Source organism: Acinetobacter sp. Ac_5812, assembly GCF_013072695.1.
Taxonomy (GTDB): Bacteria; Pseudomonadota; Gammaproteobacteria; order Pseudomonadales; family Moraxellaceae; genus Acinetobacter.
Genome location: NZ_LXUK01000012.1, coordinates 462727 through 487190 on the forward strand (window position 1 = coordinate 462727; position 24464 = coordinate 487190).

The window sequence follows — 24464 nt, forward strand, 5'->3', positions numbered from 1 at the left end:
GATGCGATACCGATCCAGAGCGATGTTGATTTTTAATCAGCTGACTGAGTAGATCTTTTCTTGAATATACTCAGTCAGTGAGGTATTAGATTTTAGCCTTTATTACTGAGCTCTTTTGATAGCTCATCCCAGCGTTGGTTTGCGACTTGCATGGCCTGCATTTTGATATGTCCAAAGCCACGCACTTCAGCAGGTAGTTCGGAAATCTGTTCTGCAATAGCCAAATTATAACTATTTGGCGATGAGATCAGGGTTTCAACAAAGGCGATGTAACGATCACGCCATGCTTGCTCTTGTTGACGCTCTTGCTGACGAGTAAATGGATCGAAGAAGCTTTCTCTTAGCCATTGTAAGCGTGCCAGCAACATCATTGGAAAGCGCATCCAGTAGCCAAAGATACGTTTACGGATCTTTTGATCGGTCCCCAAGGTCGGTGGTGCAAGATGATAGGAGAGACGGACACCACTTCCGAATTGTGATTCGATTGATTTTTTAAAGTTTGCACCTGTTAACAAGCGGGCAACCTCGTATTCATCTTTATAGGCCATGACTCGATACAGTTGGGTTGCAATGGTAGTTGCCAATGCTTCAGGTAGCAATTTAGCCACTTGTTCTAACAGCATTCTGTAGCGATCCGCATAGGCTTCATTCCAATAGCCTTGCAGACGCGTAGTACGGTCATCGATGAGTTCACTGAGTGTTTGCGGCGCATTGCTTTTTGGCAGACTGGCGAGTAAAGCAGTGACTAAGTTTGGATCGCTGGCGAGATGACAACCAATACGGAAGGCTTCAAGATTTTTGTCAATCGCCGTTCCATTCAGTTGAATGGCTTTTTCAATACTTTCACGTAACAGTGGAATTTGCCCTGATTGCCAAGCCATCCCCAAGAGCAGTTGATTGGCATAGATGGCATCACCTAAAACCTGTGTTGCAATGCGAGCAGCGGGTAGAGAGACCAGTTTCCCTTGTTGGACACGGCCGCGCAGACGATCGATTAAATCATTAATCGGTGCGTACCAGTCACGTTTGTTAATAAAGTCAGAGGTCGGTGAACCATCTTCATTGACGATCACCATTGCATCTTGTTTTAAGCGAGATAGTGCGGCATTGCTGCCCGCCACAATGGCATCGGCACCAATTAATAGATCACATTGATGTTCTGGAATTTTAGTTGAGGAAATTTGCGTATCATCTGCGGCAATTTGAATATAGGAATACACCGTACCGCCTTTTTGCGCCAGTCCCGCCATGTCCATGACACGGGTGGCTTTGCCTTCCAAATGGGCTGCCATCCCCAGTAAAGCACCGACAGTGACTACGCCTGTACCGCCAACACCACCGACCATAATACGATTCGGCATATCAACAAGTTGAGGAATGACGGGGCGTTCAGGCCAACCTGTCGCAAAACCTTCAAACTTGGCGGGGCGTTTCATATCACGGGTATGCACGGTGACAAAGCTTGGGCAGAAGCCTTCGACACAGGTGAAGTCTTTATTACAGCTGCTTTGATTGATCTGACGCTTGGTACCCAAAGCGGTTTCGACAGGTTCAATCGATAGGCAATTCGATTTTTTAGAACAATCACCGCAGCCTTCACAAATGTCACTATTGATATAAAGGCGTTCAGCTGGGTCAGGGTAAGCATCACGTTTACGGCGACGGCGTTTTTCACTGGCACAGGTTTGCACATAAATTAAAGCGGTGACACCCGAAATATCACGTAACTCACGTTGTACTGCATCAAGATCATTGCGATGGCGGATTTCGACATGTGGCGCAAGGTGCTCTTCAGCATGGATCAGCTCAGGTTCATCCGTGACAATCACTTGTTTTTTAATACCTTCTGCATCGAGCTGGCGAGTCAGTTGCGCGACACTGAGGTGTCCATCTACATGCTGACCACCAGTCATAGCGACCGCATCGTTATAGAGGATTTTATAGGTGATGTTGATATTGGCTGCAATGGCTTGTCGAATCGCGAGATAGCCTGAATGGAAGTAGGTACCATCACCGAGATTGGCAAAAATATGCTTTTCATTGGTGAAATGTGATGCACCCGCCCAACTGACACCCTCACCGCCCATTTGCGAGAAGGTTTCGGTGCCGCGATCTAGTGACACCGCAATATAGTGACAACCGATGCCACCCAGTGCACGACTACCTTCTGGTACGACTGTCGAGGTATTATGTGGACAACCGCTACAGAAATACGGTTTACGCTCGGCCAAATCTAGTACGCGGCGTGATTCTTGCTCAGCTTTATGCAGTAAATCGACACGACTCTGGATTTGCTGTCTTAAACTTTCAGGCAAATCTAACTGTAAAAACCGTGCTGTCAACATTTTGGCAATCGGTTCAGGTTGGAACTCGTAATGACCAATCAATGGAGCTTCCTCAAATGAGGTACTCCATTCACCTTTACCGTGAGGTGCTTTGCCGATCACATGTGGACGCTGTTCATCAGGTAGGGAATACAATTCGTCTTTAATTTGTGCTTCAAGAATTGGACGTTTTTCTTCGACCACAATCAGTTCTTGTAAACCTTCGGCAAATTCACGCAGACCTTGGGGTTCTAATGGCCAAATCAGTGCAACCTGATAAACCCGTAATCCCAGTTGTTGCGCGGTTTCATTTTCAATGCCGAGGATGCGCAAGGCTTCAATGGTATCGAGATAGCCTTTACCACTGGCTGCAATACCGATACGAGCATGCTCACACGGCCATGTGATCTGATTCAATTGATTGGCGCGGGCATAGGCCAACACCGCAGGTAAGCGATATTGATATAGCCGTTGTTCTTGTTGAATGCCATGATCTGGCCAGCGAATATGGATGCCGTCGGCGGGTAGCTCGATTTTGGGTAAAACAGGGGTGACACGATCGAGGTCAACAATGACCGAAGCCGAAGTTTCCACAATTTCACTGACCAGTTTCATTGAGGTCCATACACCAGCAAAACGTGACATGGCCACCGCGTGGACGCCGAGATCGAGAATGTGTTGCACCGAAGTTGGATAGAAAATTGGAATACCACAACCCATCATTACATGTTCAGATTGGTGGGGAACGGTAGACGATTTACAGGAATGATCATCCCCAAACAGGGCAACTACGCCACTATGTTCGGCAGTCCCTGCTAGGTTGGCATGGCGAAGTACATCGCCTGAACGGTCTACACCTGGACCTTTACCATACCACCATGCAGTAACACCATCATATTTGCCCTGACCTGCGAGGTTGGCTTGTTGTGTGCCCCAAATGGCAGTCGCCGCGAGGTCTTCATTGATACCGGGTTGAAAGACGACATTGTGATCTTTAAGTATGCCTCCAATTTGCCAAAGAAAATTATCATAGTTGCCGACAGGTGAACCACGATAACCCGAAATAAAACCAGCAGTGTGCAACCCATTCAGCTCATCACGGCGAGTCTGTGCCAGAGGTAAGCGAACCAGTGCTTGTATGCCTGTCATGTAGGCTGAACCGTGATCACTGATATATTTATCATCCAGTGATACATCTTTAGTAGCGATCATTTTTGGAGTAACTTTTGTCGCTATATTCATTTATGTCTCCTTAGAATTGTATGTAGTTTTGACTACTTTCTTTTTTCAACATCCGGTTGAATATTTGGAGTAAGTACATCTGAAGCAAAAGATTAAGTGGCTGCGTAATTAAAAAAACTGCTCAATCAATGTACATATTTGTCATTGTGGTTGATCCAGACTGGTGCAACAATGCGTAATTTAGAAAAAGATATTTACGTTATGCGCAAAAATCTTGATGGTGGATTGCTACATGCCATGCATGCCTTCCTGAAAGTGATTGATAGCGGGAGTTTCACGGCTGCCGCGGAGCAGATGGATCTCACAACAGCGCAGGTTTCTCGATTAATTAGTGAATTAGAAGGGCGTTTAGGTACAAAACTCCTACAACGCTCGACCAGACAGCATGCCTTGACTGAAATTGGTGCAAACTATGCCGAGCAGTGTCGCCAAGTACTGGCGATGGTCGAGGAATCCGAAGCACAAGCCATGGGTATGGCTGCCAAACCGCAGGGGCGGTTGCGGGTGCTGAGTATGGCCAGTTTTGGCCATCATTATCTGGCACCGATGATGGCGGAGTTTTGTCAAAGCTACCCTGAACTGACTGTTGAATATCGCACTTCGCAAAATGTACCTGATCTATTAGGCAAAGGGATTGATGTCAGTTTGTATCTCACCGAGTCATTAGCTGACTCAAGATTTGTCGCGCGTCGAATTGGTACGATTTTTTCGGTGTTATGCGCATCGCCTGCCTATCTGGAAAAGTATGGTGTACCTCAATCCTTGGATGATTTGCAAAAGCATGCCTGTTTACGTTTGGTCAATCCGTCAATTACGCCACAATGGCATCTGGTCAGTGAAAACAGCTGTTCTTATCAGATTGATATCACTGGGCCGTTAATTGCGGATACACCTGAATTGCTGCTGGATGTGGTACAGCAAGATATGGGCATTGCTTTATTGCCAACCTTTTCATCGATTGATGCAATTCGGGCAGGGCGATTGCGCCGTATTTTACCTGCTTGGCGATCACCTGATATTGGGGTGTATACCTTATTGCCATCTCGTCATTTTGTGGATGCAAAAACACGGGCATGGTTGGAATGGGTCGAACAGCATATTTCACCAAAAATACAGCAAGATACGGATTATTTTTTATAAGTAATTTGATAAAGGGTTAGAAAAAGAATAATAAGAATTAAAATTAAAAAATGCTTCTTTAGGAAGAGGCATTTTCTACAGAGAGGAATAATATATTTTTAAATAAATTGCATGAGGAATTTAATCTCAATTCTTAAATAGAACGAGATAAAGATGTGACCTGATCCGTTGTACAAGCTGAATTGAGTAAGTCTGTTGCCAAACGATAAGTGAATCCGAATCTAGATTTAACTAAGCACATTTTGTCTGCCAATACGCATTGGCATAATTCGATAAGCTTTTTCGGTTGAGTACATGACTAATATTTTGGCTGGCCTGCATCAGCTTTTCTAAATCAATGCCTGTTTCAAAGCCCATATGCGAGAGCAAATAGAACAGATCTTCGGTAGCGACATTGCCTGAAGCACCTTTGGCATAAGGGCAACCACCCAATCCAGCTAATGAAGAATCAAATACACGAATGCCTTGTTGTAAGGACTGATAAATATTGGCAATCGCCATGCCATAGGTATTGTGAAAATGTCCTGCCAAAATCTTACTGTCGAGTTCAGCTAGACAAGCTTGCCAGACTTTTGCGACACGATCTGGTGTGGCGGTCCCAATGGTTTCACCCAAAGAGACTTCATAGCAGCCCATGTCATACAGTCGTTTCACCACATTCGTCACTTGCTCAGGCGCAATCGCACCTTCATAGGGGCAATCCACGATACAAGAGACATATCCACGGACACGAATATTTTGTGCTTTGGCTGCACTCATGACATCGGCAAACTTTTCAAAGCTTTCATCAATCGAGCAATTAATATTTTTACGGGTAAAGCTTTCAGAAGCTGCGGTAAACACTGCAACTTCTTTGCATCCTACCGCTTGAGCAGTTTCAAAACCTTTGATGTTCGGTGTGAGCAAACTAAATTGCACATCGGTTGTCTGGGGCAGCTGCTTAAACAACTCATCGCTTTGCGCCATTTGCGGCACCCATTTGGCAGACACACAGGAACCGACCTCAATCGATTTCAAGCCAGCAGCAATCAAATCATGAATAAAATTCAGGCGTTGTTCGACGCTTAACGCCTGTTTTTCGTTTTGCAGACCGTCTCGGGGTCCAACCTCCACGATTTTGACAAATTCACTCATGCAACTTCCTCCTGTACAGGCTGAAATTCCACCAGTTCATCGCCAGCTTTGACCTGATCACCCACTTGAAAATAGGCATCCACAATTACGCCATCTTGCGGTGCTCGAATGGTGTATTCCATTTTCATGGCTTCAAGTGTCATCAGGATATCGTCTTTTTTCACGTTATGATTGGCACCGACCAAAACCTGAGTCACCACACCCGGCATGGGTGCTTTGAGGTGTCCTTGGTCTGCTTGGCTATCGTCCTGATGATAATTTTGGTGAATATAGCCAAATTTATGGCTTTGTCCGTTATGGAAGAGGGTGATGCCTTGCGGACTCTGGTTAAAAGACAATTTCTGTTGGGTACCATTCAGATGAATTACTGCTGTATGTGCATCCAGCAATTGTCCAGAAATCTGATAACTTTCGCCGTTATATTCAGCATTAAAACCATGCTCAGCCGAACTCAGCTTGATGTGAATGTTTTGGTCTAAATAGTTCAGTTTAATTTTTTGCTGGAACGCAATATTTAAACGCCATAACGCTTGTGCTTGCCATAATTGTTTTTGGCTAGCGCGATTGTTGTCGAGTTTACTCAGGAATTCGATAAAGGCGGTGCTGACCACCAACTCAGGCTTAATTTGCTCTGGATGGAACAAGAAATCATGTTCACGCTGAATCAGATTGGTATCCAGTTTGGCCTGTTTAAATGAATCACAACGAACAATCTTTTGCAGAAAGGCAATGTTGTTCCCTAGACCATCAACGTGGAATTGACTGAGTGCATGTTGCATTTGGATCAAAGCTGCTTCACGGTTTTTACCCCAAACGATCAATTTGGCAATCATTGGATCGTAATAGGTGGTGATTTCATCACCTTCTACAATGCCACTGTCGACCCGCACAAACTGGTTTTGCGTTGGGTAATGTAAATAGTCAATTTTGCCGATGGCAGGTAAGAAGCCTTTTTCGGGTTCTTCGGCATAAATACGTGCTTCAAGTGCATGACCATGAATCTGTAATTGATGTTGCAGTTTTGGTAGCGGTTCACCATCAGCGACACGCAGTTGCCACTCCACCAGATCTTCACCGGTAATCATTTCGGTGACAGGATGTTCGACTTGCAGGCGAGTGTTCATTTCCATGAAATAGGCGGTACCATCCTGTTCCACAATAAACTCGACTGTTCCTGCACCGACGTAATCCACTGCACGGGCAGCATCAATCGCAGCCTGACGCATGGCATCCAGTTTTTCAGCTGGCATTTGCGGTGCAGGAGCTTCTTCAAGTACTTTTTGATGACGACGTTGTACCGAACAATCACGTTCAAATAAATGTACATAGTTCCCGTGCGTATCGCCAAACACTTGTACTTCAATATGCCGAGGCTGAATCACATAGCGTTCAATCAATACATCGTCATTGCCAAAACTGGATTTGGCTTCACGTTTACACGAGGCTAAGGACTGTAAGAAATCTTCACTACGTTCAACCAAGCTCATACCTTTGCCACCACCGCCAGCACTGGCTTTGATCAGCACAGGATAGCCAATTGCATCGGCTTGTTGTTTTAAAAACTCGGCCTCTTGATTGGTTCCGTGATAACCCGGTGTTAATGGCACACCTGCTTTTTCCATCAAGGCTTTAGAGGTCGCTTTGAGACCCATGGCTAAAATCGCATCGACAGGTGGGCCAATAAAGCAAATATTATGTTGCTGGCAAGCGAGTGCAAACTGGTCATTCTCAGAGAGGAAACCATAACCTGGGTGAATCGCTTGGCTGCCTGTATCAATCGCCGCCTGAATAATACGATTTACCTGTAAATAACTTTGTGTGGCAGGGGATTGCCCAATATAAATCGCTTCATCCGCCATTTTGACATGTTGTGCATTGGCATCTGCATCAGAATAAACCGCAACCGTTGCAATACCAAGTTTTTTTGCGGTACGAATCACACGGCAGGCAATCTCGCCACGGTTCGCAATTAAAATCTTTTCAAACATGATGATCGTCCTTAATTGTTGTTATTCGAGTGTGAAACCCATGCAGGCTGTTGTTTATTTAAAAAGGCATTCAAACCTTCTTTGGCTTCGCTGCCTTGACGAACTTGAGCAATATGCTGTGCTGTCTGTTGCAGCAAGTCATTGTTCATGGTCTGGTTACTCACCATTTGAATCAATTGTTTTGATGCAGACTGAGCCTGCGGGCCACCGAGTAACAGTGCATCAATAATTTCTTGAACTTTCTGGTCTAAGTCTTCTGCATCTGCGACTTCATGAGCCAAGCCAATCTGTTTAGCTTCCCGTGCTGAGATCCGTTCCGCAGTTAAGAAATAACGCGAAGCCTGTCGTGCTCCAATCGCACCAATCACATAGGGACTGATGGTAGAGGGCGCAAGGCCAAGTCGAACTTCTGAGGTGGCAAATTTGGCATCAGTACTGGCGATACAAATATCACAAGCCGAGGCCAACCCCATGCCACCACCAAAGGCAATGCCATGCACACGCGCAAGTGTCGGTTGCTTTAAGGTCGCGAGTGCATTTAGCATTTGTGCAAGTTTGAGCGCGTCGGCTTCATTTTCTGCTGACGAAGCTTGACCTGCCTGTTTCATCCAGTTTAGGTCAGCACCTGCTGAAAAGCTTTTACCCCGTCCTGCCAAGACCACCACACGCACATCATCACGCGTATTTAAGCTGTTAAAGCAGGCATGTAATTCTTCAATCACCGTCGTATTAAACGCATTGTGCAGTTCTGGTCGGTTTAACCACACATAAGCCACTTGACCATGTTGTTCCAGTTGTAAAAATTGATAGCTCATAGACACCTCTTACATGCGGAACACGCCAAATTTGGTTGGCTGAATTGGTGCATTTAATGCGGCAGCAAGGCTTAGCCCCAGCACATGACGAGTTTGAGCAGGGTCAATCACGCCGTCATCCCAGAGACGGGAAGAGGCATAATACGGATGGCCTTGGTGCTCATATTGTTCACGAATCGGTTGTTTAAACTCATCTTCTTCCTGTGCTGACCACTGTGCACCTTTTTGCTCAATCTGATCACGTTTCAAGGTTGAGAGTACACTGGCAGCCTGTTCACCACCCATCACCGAAATACGAGAGTTTGGCCATGTCCATAAAAAGCGTGGCGAGTAAGCGCGGCCACACATGCCATAGTTGCCTGCACCAAAAGAACCCCCAATAATCAGAGTTAGTTTCGGTACATTGGCTGTGGCAACTGCCATCACCAATTTGGCACCATTTTTGGCAATGCCTTCATTTTCATATTGACGACCCACCATAAAGCCGGTGATGTTTTGGATAAATAACAATGGAATATTGCGTTGGGTACACAGCTCAATAAAATGTGCCCCTTTTTGCGCAGACTCGGAAAACAGAATGCCGTTATTGGCAATAATGCCAACTGGCATCCCGTAAAGCGAAGCAAAACCTGTAATCAGGGTCGAACCAAAACGGGCTTTAAATTCATCAAAACGTGATCCATCAACAATACGCGCAATCACTTCACGGACATCGAAAGGTTTACGTGCATCACTCGGGACAACGCCATAAAGTTCCGATGCATCAAATAGTGGTTCATCAATCTGTTTGTTTAATTCAGTTGGTTTTTTATTCAGATTGGCGACGATGTTACGGGCAATCGCAAGCGCATGTTCATCATTTTCAGCCAAATGATCGGCAACCCCTGACAGGCGGGTATGTACATCACCACCACCCAAATCTTCACTGCTAACTACTTCACCTGTTGCTGCTTTGACCAGTGGCGGGCCACCGAGGAAAATCGTACCTTGATTACGCACAATAATGGTTTCATCCGACATGGCTGGCACATATGCACCACCAGCGGTACAGCTGCCCATCACTACCGCAATTTGGGCGATACCTTGGCTCGACATCCGTGCTTGATTATAGAAAATACGGCCGAAATGATCGCGATCAGGAAACACCTCATCTTGCATCGGTAAGAATGCACCGCCTGAATCCACCAGATAAATACACGGCAAATGATTTTGCTCAGCAATTTCCTGCGCACGTAAATGCTTTTTCACCGTCAATGGATAATAGGTACCACCTTTGACGGTTGCATCGTTGGCGACGATCATGCAGGTCACACCATTGACCTGGCCAATCCCTGCGATCACGCCCGCAGCAGGAATGTCATCTTCATACACCTTATAAGCAGCCAACTGACCAATTTCTAAAAAAGCCGTGCCGACATCAATCAGTTGGTCAATACGGTCACGTGGTAAAAGTTTGCCTCTGGCCAAATGTTTTTGACGGGCATTTTCGCCACCACCTAAAGCTACTTTTTGAGCCACTTGTTTCAGATCGCTGACCAATGTTTGCATGGCGTGTTGATTGGTTTTGAAGTCTTCACTTCGAACATTAATTTTGCTGTGTAATTGGTTCATAAGCTGCATCCTGATTTATGGTTATTATTTGGTTTCATTAAACAGTTCGCGGCCAATCAGCATGCGGCGAATTTCTGAAGTTCCTGCACCAATTTCATAAAGTTTGGCATCACGCCATAAACGACCAGCCGAAAATTCATTGATATACCCATTGCCACCGAGGGTTTGAATGGTTTCACCTGCCATCCATGTGGCTTTTTCTGCTGCATATAGGATTGCACTGGCAGCATCTTTACGTAAGCTACGGTCATGGTCGGCTTTGTCACAGGCTGCACCAACCGCATAAACCAAGGCTTTACAAGCCAGCCAAGTGGAATACATATCGGCCAGTTTGCCTTGCATCAATTGAAATTCACCCAAGGCCTGACCAAATTGTTCACGTTCATGTAGGTAGGGAATCACTACATCTAGGCAGGCGTCCATAATGCCTAGCGGGCCAGCACTTAAAACCGCACGTTCATAGTCCAGACCACTCATCAGTACTTTGGCCCCGTTGCCAACACCACCGAGTACGTTTTCAGCAGGGACTTCAACATTGTCAAAAAATAGTGGATAGGTATTAGAACCGCGCATACCCAACTTATCTAGGTGCTTACCATGGCTAAAGCCCGGCATGTTTTTTTCGATCAGGAAGGCAGTCATGCCTTTGGCACCTGCATGTGGATCCGTTTTGGCATAAACAACGAGTACATCAGCATCACCGCCATTGGTGATCCACATTTTTGAACCATTGAGAACAAAATGATCGCCTTTTTGTTCAGCACGTAGTTTCATACTGACCACATCCGAACCTGCGTTGGGTTCAGACATGGCTAAAGCACCAACAAAGTCACCTGAAATCAGCTTGGGTAAATACTTTTGCTTTTGTTGCTCGCTACCATTGCGGTTAATCTGGTTAATACACAAGTTAGAATGTGCGCCGTAAGAAAGACCAATAGAGGCGGATGCACGCGAAATTTCTTGCAACACGATGATATGTGCTAGATAGCCTAGATTGGTGCCGCCATATTCTTCAGAAACGGTTAAGCCCATCAATCCCATATCGCCAAATTTCTTCCAAAGATGGGCAGGGAATTTATTGTCTTGATCAACTTGCTGAGCAATTGGTGCAATTTCTTTGGCACAAAATGCAGCAACTGAATCTTGTAGAGCAATTAACGTTTCATCTAGTCCAAAGTTCAAGCTACGTAGGTTCATTATGTTGTCATCCCAGTGATTATATTTGTTGTTCCATTAAGCGTTGTTGTGTGTGCTTATGAACTACCTTACAATGAATTTTTAAAAAAGTGAATAGAGATTCATAAAATGATTTACAATTCACTTTATTTGTTAGAGAATAAAATTTATGAGCTATAAACGATCAACTTTAATGCAGGAGCGGATGGAACAAAATCGCAAATCGATTTTGAGTTCAGCCAGAAAATTAATTTCAGAGGGAGGATTCAAAGACGCACAGATACAAACCATTGCTGAGCAAGCAGGAGTCTCAAGTGGTTTGGTTTATCGCTACTTTGACAATAAAAGTCAGGTACTGATTGAAGTCTTGTCAGAAGCCATCAACACCGAGTTGTTGGTGATTGATGCCATTACAGAAAGTGATCTGACCGCGCAACAGAAGTTGCATAAAGCAGTTGCAACCTTTGTCAAACGGGCCTTGAACAGTCCGCAGTTGGCCTATTCACTGATGTTTGAACCTGTGGATTCAAGTGTGGAACATGAGCGTTTTCGGGTAAAGCAGCTGATGAAACAAAGTATTAAAAAAATCCTTGCAGATGGAAATGCAAGTGGCGAGTTTGTTTTGGATGACTTAAACACAACCGCCATGTGTGTGGTCGGTGCGATGACCTATGTGGTGGTTGAACCTCTAGACCCTGCTCAAAATACCAAGTTTGATCAGACGCACAAAGACTATTTTTCTAAACAGATTGCTGACTTTTGTGTGGATGCAGTACAGAAAAAGTAGGGCAGACAGAACGGTTTAGCATCACAACAATAGGCAGTTTGAAGAGTAGTTGCAGTCACAACAATTAGATCAGGTAAGAACAGAATTAAAAAAGAATCAAGGAGAATGATTCAATGCAACACGTACGGTTAAGCTATGCCTCTGGAACCAGCTCGCAGCCCTTGTTGGGGATGACGATTGGAGATAAATTTGATCAAGCCTGCCAGCAATATGCTGAGCAAGAGGCGATTGTCAGTTCACATCAGAACCGACGCTTAAGCTACAAAGAACTACAGCATGAAGTGAATGCATTTGCCTGTAGTCTGCTCAAGCTGGGTTTGAAAAAAGGGGATCGCTTGGCGATCTGGTCGCCGAATTGTGCGGAATGGACCGTGACCCAATTTGCCGCGTTTAAAGCTGGCATTATTTTGGTGAATCTGAATACCGCCTATAAAAGTCATGAACTGGAATATGTACTCAATAAAGTCTCCTGCAAAGGCTTGATCATTGCCTCACAGTTCAAGACTACAGATTATCAAGAATTACTCACTAAGATTGCACCTGAGCTGACATCTAGTTCCGATGAAGTGCTCCATTCAGCCCGTTTACCACATTTAAAATATGTGATCAAAATTGATGAGCAGCAGCATACCGGCATCCATCGTTTTCGTGATTTGCTTGAAACACCGAATCAATCTCAGCTCGATGAGTTGCAGCGCTTAGCCAAACAATTGCAGTTTGATGAAACCATCAATATCCAATTTACCTCAGGCACAACAGGCAATCCGAAAGGAACCATGTTGACCCACCATAATATTCTGAATAATGGTTATTTTGTTGGTGAAGGGATTGGCTTAACGCCCCAAGATCGCGTCTGTATCTCAGTGCCTTTATTCCATTGTTTCGGCATGGTGATGGGCAATCTGGCCTGTATTACTCATGGTGCAACCATGGTTTATCCTGCGTCCGTGTTTAATCCGTTGGAAAGCTTAAAAACCATTGAGCAGGAAAAATGTACGGCGGCCTATGGTGTGCCGACCATGTTTATTGCCATTTTGGAACATGAGCAATTTGCCGAATTTGATTTGAGCAGTTTGCGTACCGGTATCATGGCAGGCAGTCCATGTCCGAGAGAAATCATGCAGCGTGTGATTGACCGCATGCATATGTCAGAAATTACCATCTGTTATGGTATGACCGAAACCTCTCCAGTCAGTATGCAAAGTTATATTGATGATTCAATTGATAAACGAGTCAGCACGGTGGGGCATGTTCATCCACATTTGGAAGTCAAAATTGTTGATTTAGAGGGTGAAATCGTTCCGCTAGGGACACTCGGTGAACTTTGTGTACGTGGTTATTCAGTCATGGCGGGGTATTGGGATGAGCCTGAAAAAACCAAAGAAGTCATCGACGCAGCGGGTTGGATGCACACGGGTGATATTGCTGAAATGGACGATGAAGGCTTTGTCAAAATCAAAGGCCGAATTAAAGATGTGGTCATTCGCGGGGGGGAAAATCTATTTCCAAAAGAAATCGAAGACTTTTTATATACCCATCCCGATGTCTGCGATGTGCAAGTGATTGGTTTGCCCGATATGCGTTATGGGGAGGAGCTCTGTGCCTGCATCATTTTACACGAGCATCATCAAAGCAATGAAGACAGTATCCGCAGTTTCTGCAAAGAGCATATTTCACATAATAAAGTGCCACGTTACGTTAAATTTTTTGCTGAGTTCCCGATGACCGCATCAGGCAAAGCACAGAAATTTAAATTGCAGGAAATCATGCGGGCAGAGCTGAATTTGACTGCTGAAATTTTTGATTAAAAACGTATTCCTCCTTTGTACATTGAGATTGAGGAGGAGCTTTGATGTCGTGGTTGTTATCTAAACATAGGATGTCAGGATCAAGAAATGAAGATTAGAAATGATTGGTCACGTGCGGAAATACAGGCTGTGTATGAGCAGCCTTTTTTAGATTTGCTGTTTCAGGCGCAACAGTTACATCGACAATATTTTGCTGCGAATACGATTCAGGTCAGTACTTTACTCTCTATTAAGACTGGCAAATGCCCCGAAGATTGCAAGTATTGTTCGCAATCAGCGCGTTATGATTCAAAACTGGAAGCAGAAAAACGCGTTGCGGTCGAGAAAGTCATTCAAGAGGCACAAAAATCCAAGGCTTCAGGCGCATCTCGTTTTTGTATGGGTGCCGCATGGCGCAATCCGCATGAGCGCGATATGCCTTATGTATTGGACATGGTGCGCGAGGTCAAAGCTTTAGGGTTGGAAACTTGTATGACCTTGGGCATGCTGAATGCCTCTCAGGCGGAGCGTTTAAAAGAGGCTGGTCTAGATTATTACAACCATAATCTGGATACCTCGCGTGAATATTATTCCCACATTATCAGTACCCGAACTTTTGATGATCGACTGGATACACTAGACCATGTTCGTCAGGCAGGGTTGAAAGTCTGTAGTGGTGGTATTGTCGGTTTAGGTGAAAGCCGAGAGGATCGGATTGGTCTTTTACATGAGTTAGCGACTTTGCCGCTACATCCAGAGTCTGTACCGATTAATATGCTGGTCCCGATAGAAGGGACACCTTTGGCTCAAGTAGAAAAACTGGATGTAACTGAATGGATTCGGACCATTGCGGTGGCACGACTGCTTATGCCGCAAAGTTACATTCGACTTTCGGCTGGGCGCGAAGCATTAACCGATTCCGATCAAGCCTTGGCTTTTGTGGCCGGTGCTAATTCTATCTTCTCTGGTGAAAAGTTGTTAACCACTGCCAATGCCGGTGAAAATCGTGACCAAGCTTTATTTCAAAAACTAGGCTTAAAAATAGAAGCAAGCAAACCTTCTATAAAGCAGTTATCAGTTGATGCGATGCTAACCGTTTAAAGCTTTTTAAAAGTAGAGGATCAAATGGCAAAAGATTTTAACAGTCAGAAAGTGGTGGAACGCTATGACGATCATATCCGTCGTCTGATTCCAGGTTATGCGCTGATGCATCAACAAGTCGATGCGATTTTACAGTCCGCTTTAAGTGCAGATGCACAGATTTTAATTGTCGGTTGTGGCACAGGCTATGAGCTTGAATATTTACTGAATAGGCATCCAACTTGGAGATTTACGGCAGTTGATCCTTCTTTAAGTATGTTGCAGAAAGCCCAAGCACTGATTCAGCAGCTTGGACAGTCAGAGCGTGTGCAATTCATTCATGGCGAAACAGCAGCATTGCCTACACAGCCAAAATTTGATGCAGCACTGTCGATCTTGGTTGCGCATTTTGTACCGCATGCGCTGAAATCAGATTTTTTTGCAGAGATTTCAAAGCGCTTAAGAGCCAAAGGACTTCTAATTACTTACGATCTAATGGCAGTTGAAGACCCTCTGCAATTTCAAGCCTTGCCATTGCTATGTCAAAGCAATGGCTTAAGTGTAGAACAGAGCCAAGCCATGATGGAGCGTTTGGGACAAGACTTTTTTACGCTCGCTTTTGACGATTATCAGCAACTGCTTCAGCGGACAGGTTTTGCACAGGTGCATTGTTTTAGCCAAGTTTTAATCTATCAGGGACTGATTGCCCAGAAAAAACAGGACGATATCTTGACCTCGGAACATTCTGGCAAGGTCGTTTTCGCTCAATAAGGAATTCAACAGAAAACAGCAATTTAATATTTTTAGTTTAAAAACCGTTTTTTAATAGTGGCCCATATCGCTGCTGCTAGGCTTCGCTGTCTTGAAAAAAAGTCAAAGTGAACGAAAGTAGATTGAAAATAGGAGGTGAAGATTAAATAAATCAATGGTTTGAGGTTTTTAGAATAAAAAATGTGATGTGGTACTTCTGTACGACAAAGGATAAAACACAAACAAAGAATGATCTTAAAACGGGTTTTAAGATCAGTTGAAAAGGAAATTGATTTCAATGAAAAATTTTATTTTAACGGTACAAAAAAGCATGTTGGCTGTGGGTGTTTTAACGGCCATGTCCTCTGCTTATTCGGGAACTGAAAGTACTGAAATTGCCCAGCTCCGACAGGAGGTTCAAGAGTTGCGAGCGATGCTGCAACAGTATGTAAAGCAGCCTGTTCCAGCCCAGTCGACGGCTCCAGTCACCGTAGCTGCTACACCGCAAGTGACTGAAACACAGGCGCCTAAACTGAATATCAGTAAAGCGGGAGCAGAAGTTAGTTTATATGGTTATATCCGGGCCGATGCCTCTTATCAGGCCAAAGGTGCATCGACCATGTATAACAATATCAGTGGCGTACCACTGGAACATACTGCCGAGGAAGCTCAACAAAAAGATCGTTTGCATTCAACGGTTAACGTCACCCGTTTAGGTTTGAATTTTAAAACGCCGACAGCCGCTGGCGATGTCGGTGGCAAGTTGGAAATGGATTTCTTTGGTGGCAGCACACGCGATCAATTCCGTATTCGCCATGCCTATTTAACCTTTGATAAATGGTTGATTGGTCAGACTTGGTCAACTTTTATTGCCCCTGAATACTATCCAGAAACGATTGATGCAGGGACTTATGTCGGTGGCGCATTACAACGCTCTCCGTTGATTCGTTATAGCGATAATCTATCAGCCAATACCAGTTTTGCTGTGGCGATTGAGGATCCAAAATACACCGCAACTTCAGACCCTGATAATGAAATGCGATTGCCTGCTTTAGTTGGGCGGTTGAACCATAAATTTGAAAATGGTTCCTTGTTGTCTGGCCGAACCTTTATGGCTGAGAAAAAAACCAGTAATGATGAAGAATGGGCATGGGGTGTGGGGCTCGGCGGTAAATACCAGTTAACACCACAAACCTTCTTGAAAGCCGATTATTACCATGTCAAAGGTGATGGCCGTTTCCTGCTTTGGACCAATAACAGCTATGTGATTGATGACAAAAATCATATTCATAGCAATGAATTCGATACTATTTCAGCAGGTTTAACTCATCAATTTAATTCACAGCTTCGTTCTACCTTGGGATACGGCTATATGAAAGCCAAGGATGACAACACCTTTGCCCAAATCCAGAAAACCAACCTGACTCAAAACAAAGAACTTTGGCAGGGCTGGATCAATGCCATGTACAACCCCTATAAACCGATTACCTTGGGGGTGGAGTATGTCTATGGCGAACGTGAAACCTTTGAGGGGCGTAAAGGGATTGATAACCGCTTCAATATGATGGCGAGTTACGATTTTTAATCAAGACCTTGAATAATCTGTTTTTTCTTTAGGGTGCAGTATGTCTTTTTAAAAATGAACAAGAATTTATCTCATAGAGGAGATGATTAAATGGCAACATCGACGTTGAATGTCAATGCAATTATTGACCACGCAAAATTTACCCCTTTTCACTGGAGCATTTTGCTTTGGTGCTTACTGATTATTATTTTTGACGGTTATGATCTGGTTATTTACGGCGTGGTTTTGCCTGTCTTGATGCAAGAGTGGTCACTCACAGCGGTACAGGCGGGTATGCTGGCCAGTACGGCTTTATGTGGGATGATGTTTGGTGCCATGCTATTCGGGGCTTTGGCAGATAAAATTGGCCGCAAAAAAGTAATTTTAATTTGTGTGACTTTCTTTAGTGGTTTTACTTTCTGGGGCGCATTTGCATCGACTCCGTTTGAGTTTGGTCTGTTACGCTTTTTAGCGGGTTTGGGGATTGGTGGCGTCATGCCAAATCTGGTGGCGTTAACCTCTGAATATGCCCCAAAGCGGATGCGCAGTACTTTGGTCGGGAGTATGTTTAGTGGCTATGCGATTGGCGGGATTATTTCCGCGTTATTAGGAAGCTATCTGGTGGAAAGCCAAGGTTGGCAAATCATGTTCTTGATTGCAGGCATTCCATTATTGCTATTACCGATTTTATGGAAATTCTTACCTGAGTCACTGACCTTTTTAGTAAAAAGTGGCAAGACCGCGCAAGCCCATGCCATTATCAAAAAAATTGCCCCAGAGCAGGCCTTAAGCCCTGAGACACGCTTATGCTTGAATGACGATAATTTAGGGACAGGCAGTTCTGCAAAAGCCTTATTTCAACAGGGTCGTGCTTTAAGTACTTTGATGTTCTGGCTGTTATTCTTTATGTGTTTGCTGATGGTCTATGCATTAAGTAGTTGGTTGCCGAAACTGATGCTGGCAGCAGGTTATTCATTGGGTAAAAGTATTTTATTCCTGCTAGCATTGAATGTGGGTGCCATGATCGGAGCAATTTTGGGTGGAATTCTCTCGGATAAATTCCATTTAAAACCCGTAATTTTAACCATGTTTATTGCAGGGGTGTTTGCACTGGTTGGTTTGGGCTATAACTCTCCAGCCTATATTTTATATGGTTTGGTGACGATCGCAGGGGCTGCAACCATTGGGACTTCAATCTTGCTATATAGTTATGTAGCACAATACTATCCATTGAGTGTACGCTCGACAGGGATTGGCTGTGCGTCTGCGGTTGGTCGAATCGGTGCCATTGTCGGGCCGATTCTAACAGGGATGCTGTTGACCTTAGGTCTGCCTCATAAGCTGAACTTTGTGATGATTGCTATTCCAGCCATTATTGCGATTTTTGCGGTGTTGGTGCTGAAACGTCATGAGTCAGATAGTGGCAGTAAAAGTACGGTCAATCCTGCGACAAATATTGCTGAAACAGGTGAAGCATAGCAGTGCATCATGATTGATAAAACAAAGTCGATGAGCACAGTTCATCGACTTTTGTCTTCAGTCTTTGCCTCAGTCAATGGCATGATTCGGGTTTTTAGGATTTCCATAAAGGTTTTTAAAATCATATTGTAGTTTTTGCCTTTATGGGTGATCAGGCAGATCGGGGTACTGTAATGCATCACGTCCTGCAAAATAGGCTGCATAAAACCATCTTCTACCCATTTTTTTGCATAATGATCGGGTAAAAAACCCAGAAACTTACCTGTTAAGATCAGAAAGGCGATGCCTTCACGGTCACTGGCAGTGGCCGAACAATCAAGCAGTTGGTGCAATTTCGCCGCTTCTGCTGTTGTTGCATAATTGGGTAATACTGCTTGCCAGTTTTTTAAATCCGCAGTGTGAATATCACCTAAATGTTGAAACAGCGGGTGATTTTTACCGCAGTAGAGCAAAGACTTTTCGCTATATAAATCAAAATAATCTAAGCCAGACAATGGGGTGACGAGGGGAATGGCACCTGCATGTAAGCGATTGTCTAAGACACGACATTCAATATCCGACAATGTGCTCATACTGATATTAATCAGCACTTCGGTATTTTCTTCGGCCAGCACAGCAAGTGTATTGGTGATATAGGCACTGGGCATGGTGACCAAGTTATTAATAATCCCAATATTAAACTCACCTTTGAGTTGATTATGCATTTGATTGATCTTGGCACGAAAGTCTTCAATCGAAGCATTCAACACTTCAATATATTCTAGAATTTCTCGGCCTTCATCGGTCAGGGCGAAGCCTGCTCTACCTCGTTGGCATAACCGAATTCCGAGCCGATTTTCTAGATCACTCATGTGCAGACTAATTGCTGAACGACTGATGCCAAGCATACTTTCCGCAGCGCTAAAGCTGTGGCAGTCACACACCGTTTTAAAAATTTTAAGAAGTTTTATATCAAAATCAGTCACTTGATTTAATTTTTTCGGTTTCATTTAGTTTTGCTTTTTTATATCTAAACTCAAGATAATTTGAATTTATCAAAACTATATCGCGCTGTACACTCCAACAATAACCCCAAAACAAGAAGAGTGATTATGTTTGATATCGACACCGCAAATGACCGTGATGATGCATTGGAAGCCAGTCCGTCAGAAGTCCCAATGCGCTTAAATTACCAAGCACATTGGATGCCGTTTACTGCCAACCGTAATTTTCATCAAGATCCACGCATCATCGTGGCGGCCAAAGGCTCATCTTTAATTGACAGTACAGGACGTGAGATTTATGACTCTCTGTCAGGTTTATGGACCTGCGGTGCAGGGCATAGCCTGCCTGAAATCCAGCAAGCAGTAACGCGCCAATTGGCAAAACTGGATTATTCACCAGCCTTCCAATTTGGACACCCATTGTCTTTTCAATTGGCTGAAAAAATTGTGCAGCACATGCCTGAAAAACTCCAGCATGTTTTCTTTACCGATTCGGGTTCTGAGTCAGCAGATACTGCGATCAAAATGGCGCGGGCGTATTGGCGGATTAAAGGTCAACCGAGCAAAACCAAGCTGATTGGGCGGGCGCGTGGCTACCATGGTGTCAACGTGGCAGGCACCAGCCTAGGCGGGATTGGTGGCAACCGTAAAATGTTTGGTCAATTGATGGATGTCGATCATTTACCGCATACCTTACAACCGCATCTAAGCTTTAGCAAAGGCTGTGCTGAAACAGGTGGAATTGAGCTGGCAGACGAAATGCTCAAACTGATTGAGCTACATGATGCATCCAATATCGCTGCCGTGATCGTTGAACCTGTTTCGGGTTCGGCAGGTTGTATTGTACCACCGACAGGTTATTTAAAACGTCTCAGAGAAATTTGTGATCAACACAATATCCTGCTGATTTTTGATGAGGTGATTACGGGCTTTGGCCGAATGGGTGCATGGACCGCAGCTGAATATTTTGGTGTGACGCCTGATTTACTCACATTTGCCAAACAAATTACCAATGGTGCCATTCCATTAGGGGGCGTTGTCGCAAGCCACGAAATTTATGATGCCTTTATGCAACAAGACTTGCCTGAACATGCGGTTGAGTTTACTCACGGTTATACCTATTCAGGGCATCCCGTTGGCTGTGCTGCTGCTTTAGCCACTTTAGATGTACTGGAACAACAGAACTTGATTACTCAATCTGCGGCTTTGGCCCCAAGTTTTGAAAAACTGATACATGAATTAAAAGGTGCACCGAATGTGATTGATATTCGCAATTGCGGTTTGATTGGGGCGTTACAACTGGCACCGCGTGAAGGAGATGCCACCATTCGTGGATTTGAAATTGGTATGAAGTTGTGGAAAGCCGGTTTCTATGTGCGTTTTGGCGGAGACACCATTCAGTTTGGCCCAATGTTCAATAGCACCGAAGCGCAATTATCAAGGTTGATCAATGCTGTGGGTGAAACCCTTTATCAAGTGAAATAAAGCTTGGGTGGGGACTTGCCAAAAGCAAATGGAAAATAAGACACAGAGACAAGGAATACAAATGAATAATTTAGAACATTTTAATGCCAATGCGTTCAGCGATACGGATTCAGCTCAAACACCAGCCACTCATTTGATTGGGCATTTTATCCAAGGTGGTTTGGTCACCAAGTCCAACCGAAAACAAGCGGTTTATAATCCTGCAACTGGTGAGATCAGCAAAGAAGTTGCCTTGGCGGATACACAGTTGGTGAATCAAGTGGTGCAGATTGCAGAGCAGGCATTCCCTGCATGGCGCGATACGCCGGTGATCAAACGGGCGCGGGTGATGTTTAAGTTCAAACAATTGCTTGAAGAAAATGTTGAAACCCTGTGTGAATTGATTGGGCAAGAGCATGGCAAGATTTGCCATGATGCCAAAGGTGAATTACAGCGTGGCATTGAAAATGTGGAATATGCCTGTGGTGCACCTGAGTTTTTAAAAGGCGAGTATTCTAAAAATGTTGGCCCAGATATTGATTCTTGGAGTGAGTTTCAACCTTTAGGTGTGGTTGCAGGCGTTACCCCTTTTAATTTCCCAGCAATGGTGCCGTTGTGGATGTTCCCAATGGCGATTGTGTGTGGTAATTGCTTTATTTTAAAACCCTCTGAGAAGGCGCCTTCAGCGGCACTCTATTTAGCTGAATTACTTAAACAGGCGGGCTTGCCCGATGGGGTGTTTAATGTGGTCAATGGCGACAAAGAAGCTGTCGATGCCTTACTACATCATTCTAAAATTCAAGCCATCAGTTTCGTCGGTTCAACACCAATCGCGGAATATATTTATCGAACAGCGACCTCGACAGGCAAACGCTGTCAGGCACTAGGTGGTGCAAAAAACCACGCCATCATTATGCCTGATGCGGATATTGATAATGTGGTGACCTCTTTACTGGGTGCTGCCTTTGGTTCATCGGGTGAACGTTGTATGGCCTTGTCCGTTGCGGTGGCCATTGGCGATGAAGTGGCTGATGTGGTGATTGCCAAGCTTAAACAAGAGATGCAGCAATTGAAGTTTGGACATTATGCCGATGCCAGTAATGACTTTGGACCGCTCATTTCGCAAGCACATAAAGATAAGGTACAAGCCTATATCCAAAGCGCCGAGCAACAAGGTGCTAAAATTGTGGTGGATGGACGTGATGCCAAAGCCGTCGGTTATGAACATGGATTCTTTGTCGGACCGACCTTGGTTGATCAAATCTCAGCCGAGATGACCAGCTATCAACAAGAAATTTTTGGGCCAGTATTACAGGTGATTCGCGTCGAAACGATGCAAGAAGCTATGCAACTGATCAATGATCATGAATATGGCAATGGCACCTGTATTTATACCCGAGATGGTGAGGCGGCGCGTTATTTTACCAATAATATCCAAGTGGGCATGGTTGGGGTGAATGTACCATTACCTGTACCGGTTGCTTATCACAGTTTTGGTGGCTGGAAACGTTCGCTGTTTGGAGATCTGTATGCCTATGGCCCAGATGGCGTGCGTTTTTATACACGACGTAAAACTATCACGCAACGTTGGCCATCTGCACAGATTCGTGAGGCGAAACAATTTGCTATGCCAACTTTAAATTAATTTTTGTTGGAGGGAAGACCGTTGGTTTTCCCTTTTTATTTTTGTAGGAATTGAAACATGTAATTAACGGTTTGATAAGTATTTTTAAGGAATAAAATATGAATAGTGATAAAACAACAAAATTAGGTGAAGGACTTTCGAATCGCCATGTCACGATGATCAGTATTGGTGGTGTTATTGGTGCAGGTTTATTTGTCGGTTCATCTGCGGCAATTGCCAAAGCAGGTCCCGCTGCGGTATTGGCTTATATTATTACCAGTATTCTGGTTTTTCTGGTGATGCGCATGCTCGGTGAGATGGCCGTAGCGCAACCAGATACAGGTTCATTTTCAACTTATGCACGCAAAGCAATCGGCCCTTGGGCTGGTTTTAGCGTAGGGTGGCTGTATTGGTGGTTTTGGGTGTTGGTGATCCCAATTGAAGCCATTGCAGGCGCCGAAATTTTACATGCTTGGTTTCCACAGGTATCCAGTGCCATTTACGCTTTTGCATTTATTATCTTACTCAGTTTGGCCAACTTCTTTAGTACCAAAAGTTTTGGTGAGTTTGAGTTTTGGTTTGCGCTGATTAAAGTGATTGCGATTCTCGTGTTTATTGTGATTGGTGCATCAGCCGTGTTTGGACTGTGGCCTTTAGCCAAAGATGTCAGCGGTGTAGGCAATCTCTTTTCCAATGGCGGCTTTATGCCACATGGTATGGGCGGTGTTCTGTCTGCGATTTTGATCTCGGCATTTTCCTTCTTTGGCATTGAAATTCTTTCGATTGCTGCGGCAGAGTCTAAAAATCCTGAAGAGAAAATCAAACGGGCAACCAATTTAGTCCTGTATCGGATTATCTTATTCTTCGTGGTTTCAATTTTTCTGGCGGTTGCCTTGGTGGATTGGCGTTCACCTGATTTACAAAAATTGGGTACTTTTCAGTATGTCTTGGTCAGTCTGAATATTCCTCAAACCAAGTTAATTATGGACACTGTAGTATTTATTGCAGTGGCGAGTTGCATGAATGCGGCTGTTTATACCTCTTCACGCATGCTATTTGCTTTAGGTGCCCGTCAAGAAGCACCAAAAATGGTCACGAAAATTAATGCCGCAGGTGTGCCAACCATCGCAGTATTTGCATCGACTTTGATCGGATTGATTTGTTGTGCGGTGAATTACTTATTTCCTGGACAGGTATTTGGATTTTTATTGTCAACCACCGGTTCGATTGCATTGGTGGTTTACTTGGTGATTGCAGTATCACAACTCCGTTTGCGCATTCAATTAGATAAAGTTGGGGCTGCTGTGCCTTTTAAAATGTGGTTATTTCCGTGGCTGACTTGGTTTGTGATTGTGGTGATCATGAGCGTGCTGGGCTATATGTTCCTGTCACCTCAATATAGCTATGAAACCACTTTATCTTTAAGTGTCACCTTCATTGTCGTGATCTGTGGACTGATCGTGACCCGAAAGAAGAAAAGTAATCGAACAGTCGCACTACATCTAGACTGATCAAA

17 protein-coding genes are annotated in these 24464 nt (G+C 44.3%); 10 read left to right on the forward strand and 7 right to left on the reverse strand.

Going from position 1 to position 24464, the window contains the following annotated elements; all coding sequences use genetic code 11:
- Window positions 1–92: 92 nt before the first annotated feature.
- A complete protein-coding gene (locus A7P55_RS11220; protein WP_171552141.1) occupies window positions 93–3566 on the reverse strand; it encodes an indolepyruvate ferredoxin oxidoreductase family protein in 3474 nt (1157 codons plus the stop codon).
- 201 nt (window positions 3567–3767) lie between these two features.
- Between A7P55_RS11220 and A7P55_RS11225 the strand changes: the two genes are divergently transcribed.
- A complete protein-coding gene (locus tag A7P55_RS11225; protein WP_171552259.1) occupies window positions 3768–4706 on the forward strand; it encodes a LysR family transcriptional regulator in 939 nt (312 codons plus the stop codon).
- A gap of 231 nt (window positions 4707–4937) precedes the next feature.
- On the opposite strand, the gene A7P55_RS11230 is transcribed toward A7P55_RS11225, so the two are convergent.
- The 5 genes from A7P55_RS11230 to A7P55_RS11250 are packed head-to-tail and all read right to left on the reverse strand — an operon-like array spanning window position 4938 to window position 11451.
- Complete coding sequence (locus A7P55_RS11230) at window positions 4938–5840, reverse strand: hydroxymethylglutaryl-CoA lyase (protein ID WP_171552142.1); 903 nt, start codon at window positions 5838–5840, stop codon at window positions 4938–4940.
- Window positions 5837–7828, reverse strand: a complete 1992-nt coding sequence (locus A7P55_RS11235) for an acetyl/propionyl/methylcrotonyl-CoA carboxylase subunit alpha (protein WP_171552143.1) — start codon at window positions 7826–7828, stop codon at window positions 5837–5839. Before A7P55_RS11235 ends, A7P55_RS11230 begins: the two co-directional genes overlap by 4 nt.
- Before the next feature lie 11 nt (window positions 7829–7839).
- The gene (locus A7P55_RS11240) at window positions 7840–8643 is read right to left on the reverse strand and encodes an enoyl-CoA hydratase/isomerase family protein (protein ID WP_171552144.1); all 804 of its coding nucleotides are present in this window, start codon (window positions 8641–8643) and stop codon (window positions 7840–7842) included.
- A gap of 9 nt (window positions 8644–8652) precedes the next feature.
- Window positions 8653–10254 (reverse strand): carboxyl transferase domain-containing protein, encoded by a 1602-nt coding sequence (locus A7P55_RS11245; RefSeq protein WP_171552145.1) that lies wholly within the window; start codon window positions 10252–10254, stop codon window positions 8653–8655.
- Window positions 10255–10278: 24 nt separating this feature from the next.
- Entirely contained in the window at window positions 10279–11451 is a 1173-nt protein-coding gene (locus A7P55_RS11250) for an isovaleryl-CoA dehydrogenase (protein WP_171552146.1), read from the reverse strand.
- Window positions 11452–11599: 148 nt separating this feature from the next.
- Between A7P55_RS11250 and A7P55_RS11255 the strand changes: the two genes are divergently transcribed.
- The 6 genes from A7P55_RS11255 (at window position 11600) to A7P55_RS11280 (ending at window position 18877) form a co-directional block, all read left to right on the forward strand.
- Window positions 11600–12217, forward strand: a complete 618-nt coding sequence (locus A7P55_RS11255) for a TetR/AcrR family transcriptional regulator (protein WP_016541043.1) — start codon at window positions 11600–11602, stop codon at window positions 12215–12217.
- Window positions 12218–12330: 113 nt separating this feature from the next.
- Entirely contained in the window at window positions 12331–14025 is a 1695-nt protein-coding gene (locus A7P55_RS11260; protein ID WP_171552147.1) for an AMP-binding protein, read from the forward strand.
- 87 nt (window positions 14026–14112) lie between these two features.
- Window positions 14113–15105, forward strand: a complete 993-nt coding sequence (gene bioB / locus A7P55_RS11265; protein ID WP_171552148.1) for a biotin synthase BioB — start codon at window positions 14113–14115, stop codon at window positions 15103–15105.
- Between the two features lie 24 nt (window positions 15106–15129).
- The gene (locus A7P55_RS11270; protein ID WP_171552149.1) at window positions 15130–15855 is read left to right on the forward strand and encodes a class I SAM-dependent methyltransferase; all 726 of its coding nucleotides are present in this window, start codon (window positions 15130–15132) and stop codon (window positions 15853–15855) included.
- A 277-nt stretch (window positions 15856–16132) separates the two neighbouring features.
- The gene (locus A7P55_RS11275; protein WP_171552150.1) at window positions 16133–17419 is read left to right on the forward strand and encodes a DcaP family trimeric outer membrane transporter; all 1287 of its coding nucleotides are present in this window, start codon (window positions 16133–16135) and stop codon (window positions 17417–17419) included.
- Window positions 17420–17509: 90 nt separating this feature from the next.
- On the forward strand, window positions 17510–18877 hold the full coding sequence (locus A7P55_RS11280; protein ID WP_171552151.1) for an MFS transporter: 1368 nt from the start codon (window positions 17510–17512) through the stop codon (window positions 18875–18877).
- A 41-nt stretch (window positions 18878–18918) separates the two neighbouring features.
- On the opposite strand, the gene A7P55_RS11285 is transcribed toward A7P55_RS11280, so the two are convergent.
- A complete protein-coding gene (locus A7P55_RS11285; RefSeq protein WP_171552152.1) occupies window positions 18919–19866 on the reverse strand; it encodes a LysR family transcriptional regulator in 948 nt (315 codons plus the stop codon).
- A 96-nt stretch (window positions 19867–19962) separates the two neighbouring features.
- Here A7P55_RS11285 and A7P55_RS11290 point away from each other — a divergent pair, with 96 nt between their 5' ends.
- The 3 genes from A7P55_RS11290 (at window position 19963) to A7P55_RS11300 (ending at window position 24459) form a co-directional block, all read left to right on the forward strand.
- Window positions 19963–21345, forward strand: a complete 1383-nt coding sequence (locus A7P55_RS11290) for an aminotransferase class III-fold pyridoxal phosphate-dependent enzyme (protein WP_171552153.1) — start codon at window positions 19963–19965, stop codon at window positions 21343–21345.
- Between the two features lie 61 nt (window positions 21346–21406).
- Window positions 21407–22969 carry a CoA-acylating methylmalonate-semialdehyde dehydrogenase gene (locus A7P55_RS11295; RefSeq protein WP_171552154.1) on the forward strand — a complete coding sequence of 521 codons (1563 nt, stop codon included), beginning with the start codon at window positions 21407–21409 and terminating at the stop codon, window positions 22967–22969.
- A 98-nt stretch (window positions 22970–23067) separates the two neighbouring features.
- Window positions 23068–24459 (forward strand): amino acid permease, encoded by a 1392-nt coding sequence (locus A7P55_RS11300; RefSeq protein ID WP_171552155.1) that lies wholly within the window; start codon window positions 23068–23070, stop codon window positions 24457–24459.
- Window positions 24460–24464: the final 5 nt, after the last annotated feature.

What these genes read in the sequence shown, in the direction of transcription:
- A7P55_RS11245 (WP_171552145.1), bottom strand. Translation starts at nt 10,254, where the DNA reads ATGAACCAATTACACAGCAAAATTAATGTTCGAAGTGAAGACTTCAAA.
- A7P55_RS11255 (WP_016541043.1), top strand. Translation starts at nt 11,600, where the DNA reads ATGAGCTATAAACGATCAACTTTAATGCAGGAGCGGATGGAACAAAAT.
- A7P55_RS11300 (WP_171552155.1), top strand. Translation starts at nt 23,068, where the DNA reads ATGAATAGTGATAAAACAACAAAATTAGGTGAAGGACTTTCGAATCGC.
- A7P55_RS11275 (WP_171552150.1), top strand. Translation starts at nt 16,133, where the DNA reads ATGAAAAATTTTATTTTAACGGTACAAAAAAGCATGTTGGCTGTGGGT.
- A7P55_RS11270 (WP_171552149.1), top strand. Translation starts at nt 15,130, where the DNA reads ATGGCAAAAGATTTTAACAGTCAGAAAGTGGTGGAACGCTATGACGAT.
- A7P55_RS11250 (WP_171552146.1), bottom strand. Translation starts at nt 11,451, where the DNA reads ATGAACCTACGTAGCTTGAACTTTGGACTAGATGAAACGTTAATTGCT.
- bioB (WP_171552148.1), top strand. Translation starts at nt 14,113, where the DNA reads ATGAAGATTAGAAATGATTGGTCACGTGCGGAAATACAGGCTGTGTAT.
- A7P55_RS11230 (WP_171552142.1), bottom strand. Translation starts at nt 5,840, where the DNA reads ATGAGTGAATTTGTCAAAATCGTGGAGGTTGGACCCCGAGACGGTCTG.
- A7P55_RS11260 (WP_171552147.1), top strand. Translation starts at nt 12,331, where the DNA reads ATGCAACACGTACGGTTAAGCTATGCCTCTGGAACCAGCTCGCAGCCC.
- A7P55_RS11285 (WP_171552152.1), bottom strand. Translation starts at nt 19,866, where the DNA reads ATGAAACCGAAAAAATTAAATCAAGTGACTGATTTTGATATAAAACTT.
- A7P55_RS11235 (WP_171552143.1), bottom strand. Translation starts at nt 7,828, where the DNA reads ATGTTTGAAAAGATTTTAATTGCGAACCGTGGCGAGATTGCCTGCCGT.
- A7P55_RS11240 (WP_171552144.1), bottom strand. Translation starts at nt 8,643, where the DNA reads ATGAGCTATCAATTTTTACAACTGGAACAACATGGTCAAGTGGCTTAT.
- A7P55_RS11280 (WP_171552151.1), top strand. Translation starts at nt 17,510, where the DNA reads ATGGCAACATCGACGTTGAATGTCAATGCAATTATTGACCACGCAAAA.
- A7P55_RS11225 (WP_171552259.1), top strand. Translation starts at nt 3,768, where the DNA reads ATGCGCAAAAATCTTGATGGTGGATTGCTACATGCCATGCATGCCTTC.
- A7P55_RS11220 (WP_171552141.1), bottom strand. Translation starts at nt 3,566, where the DNA reads ATGAATATAGCGACAAAAGTTACTCCAAAAATGATCGCTACTAAAGAT.
- A7P55_RS11295 (WP_171552154.1), top strand. Translation starts at nt 21,407, where the DNA reads ATGAATAATTTAGAACATTTTAATGCCAATGCGTTCAGCGATACGGAT.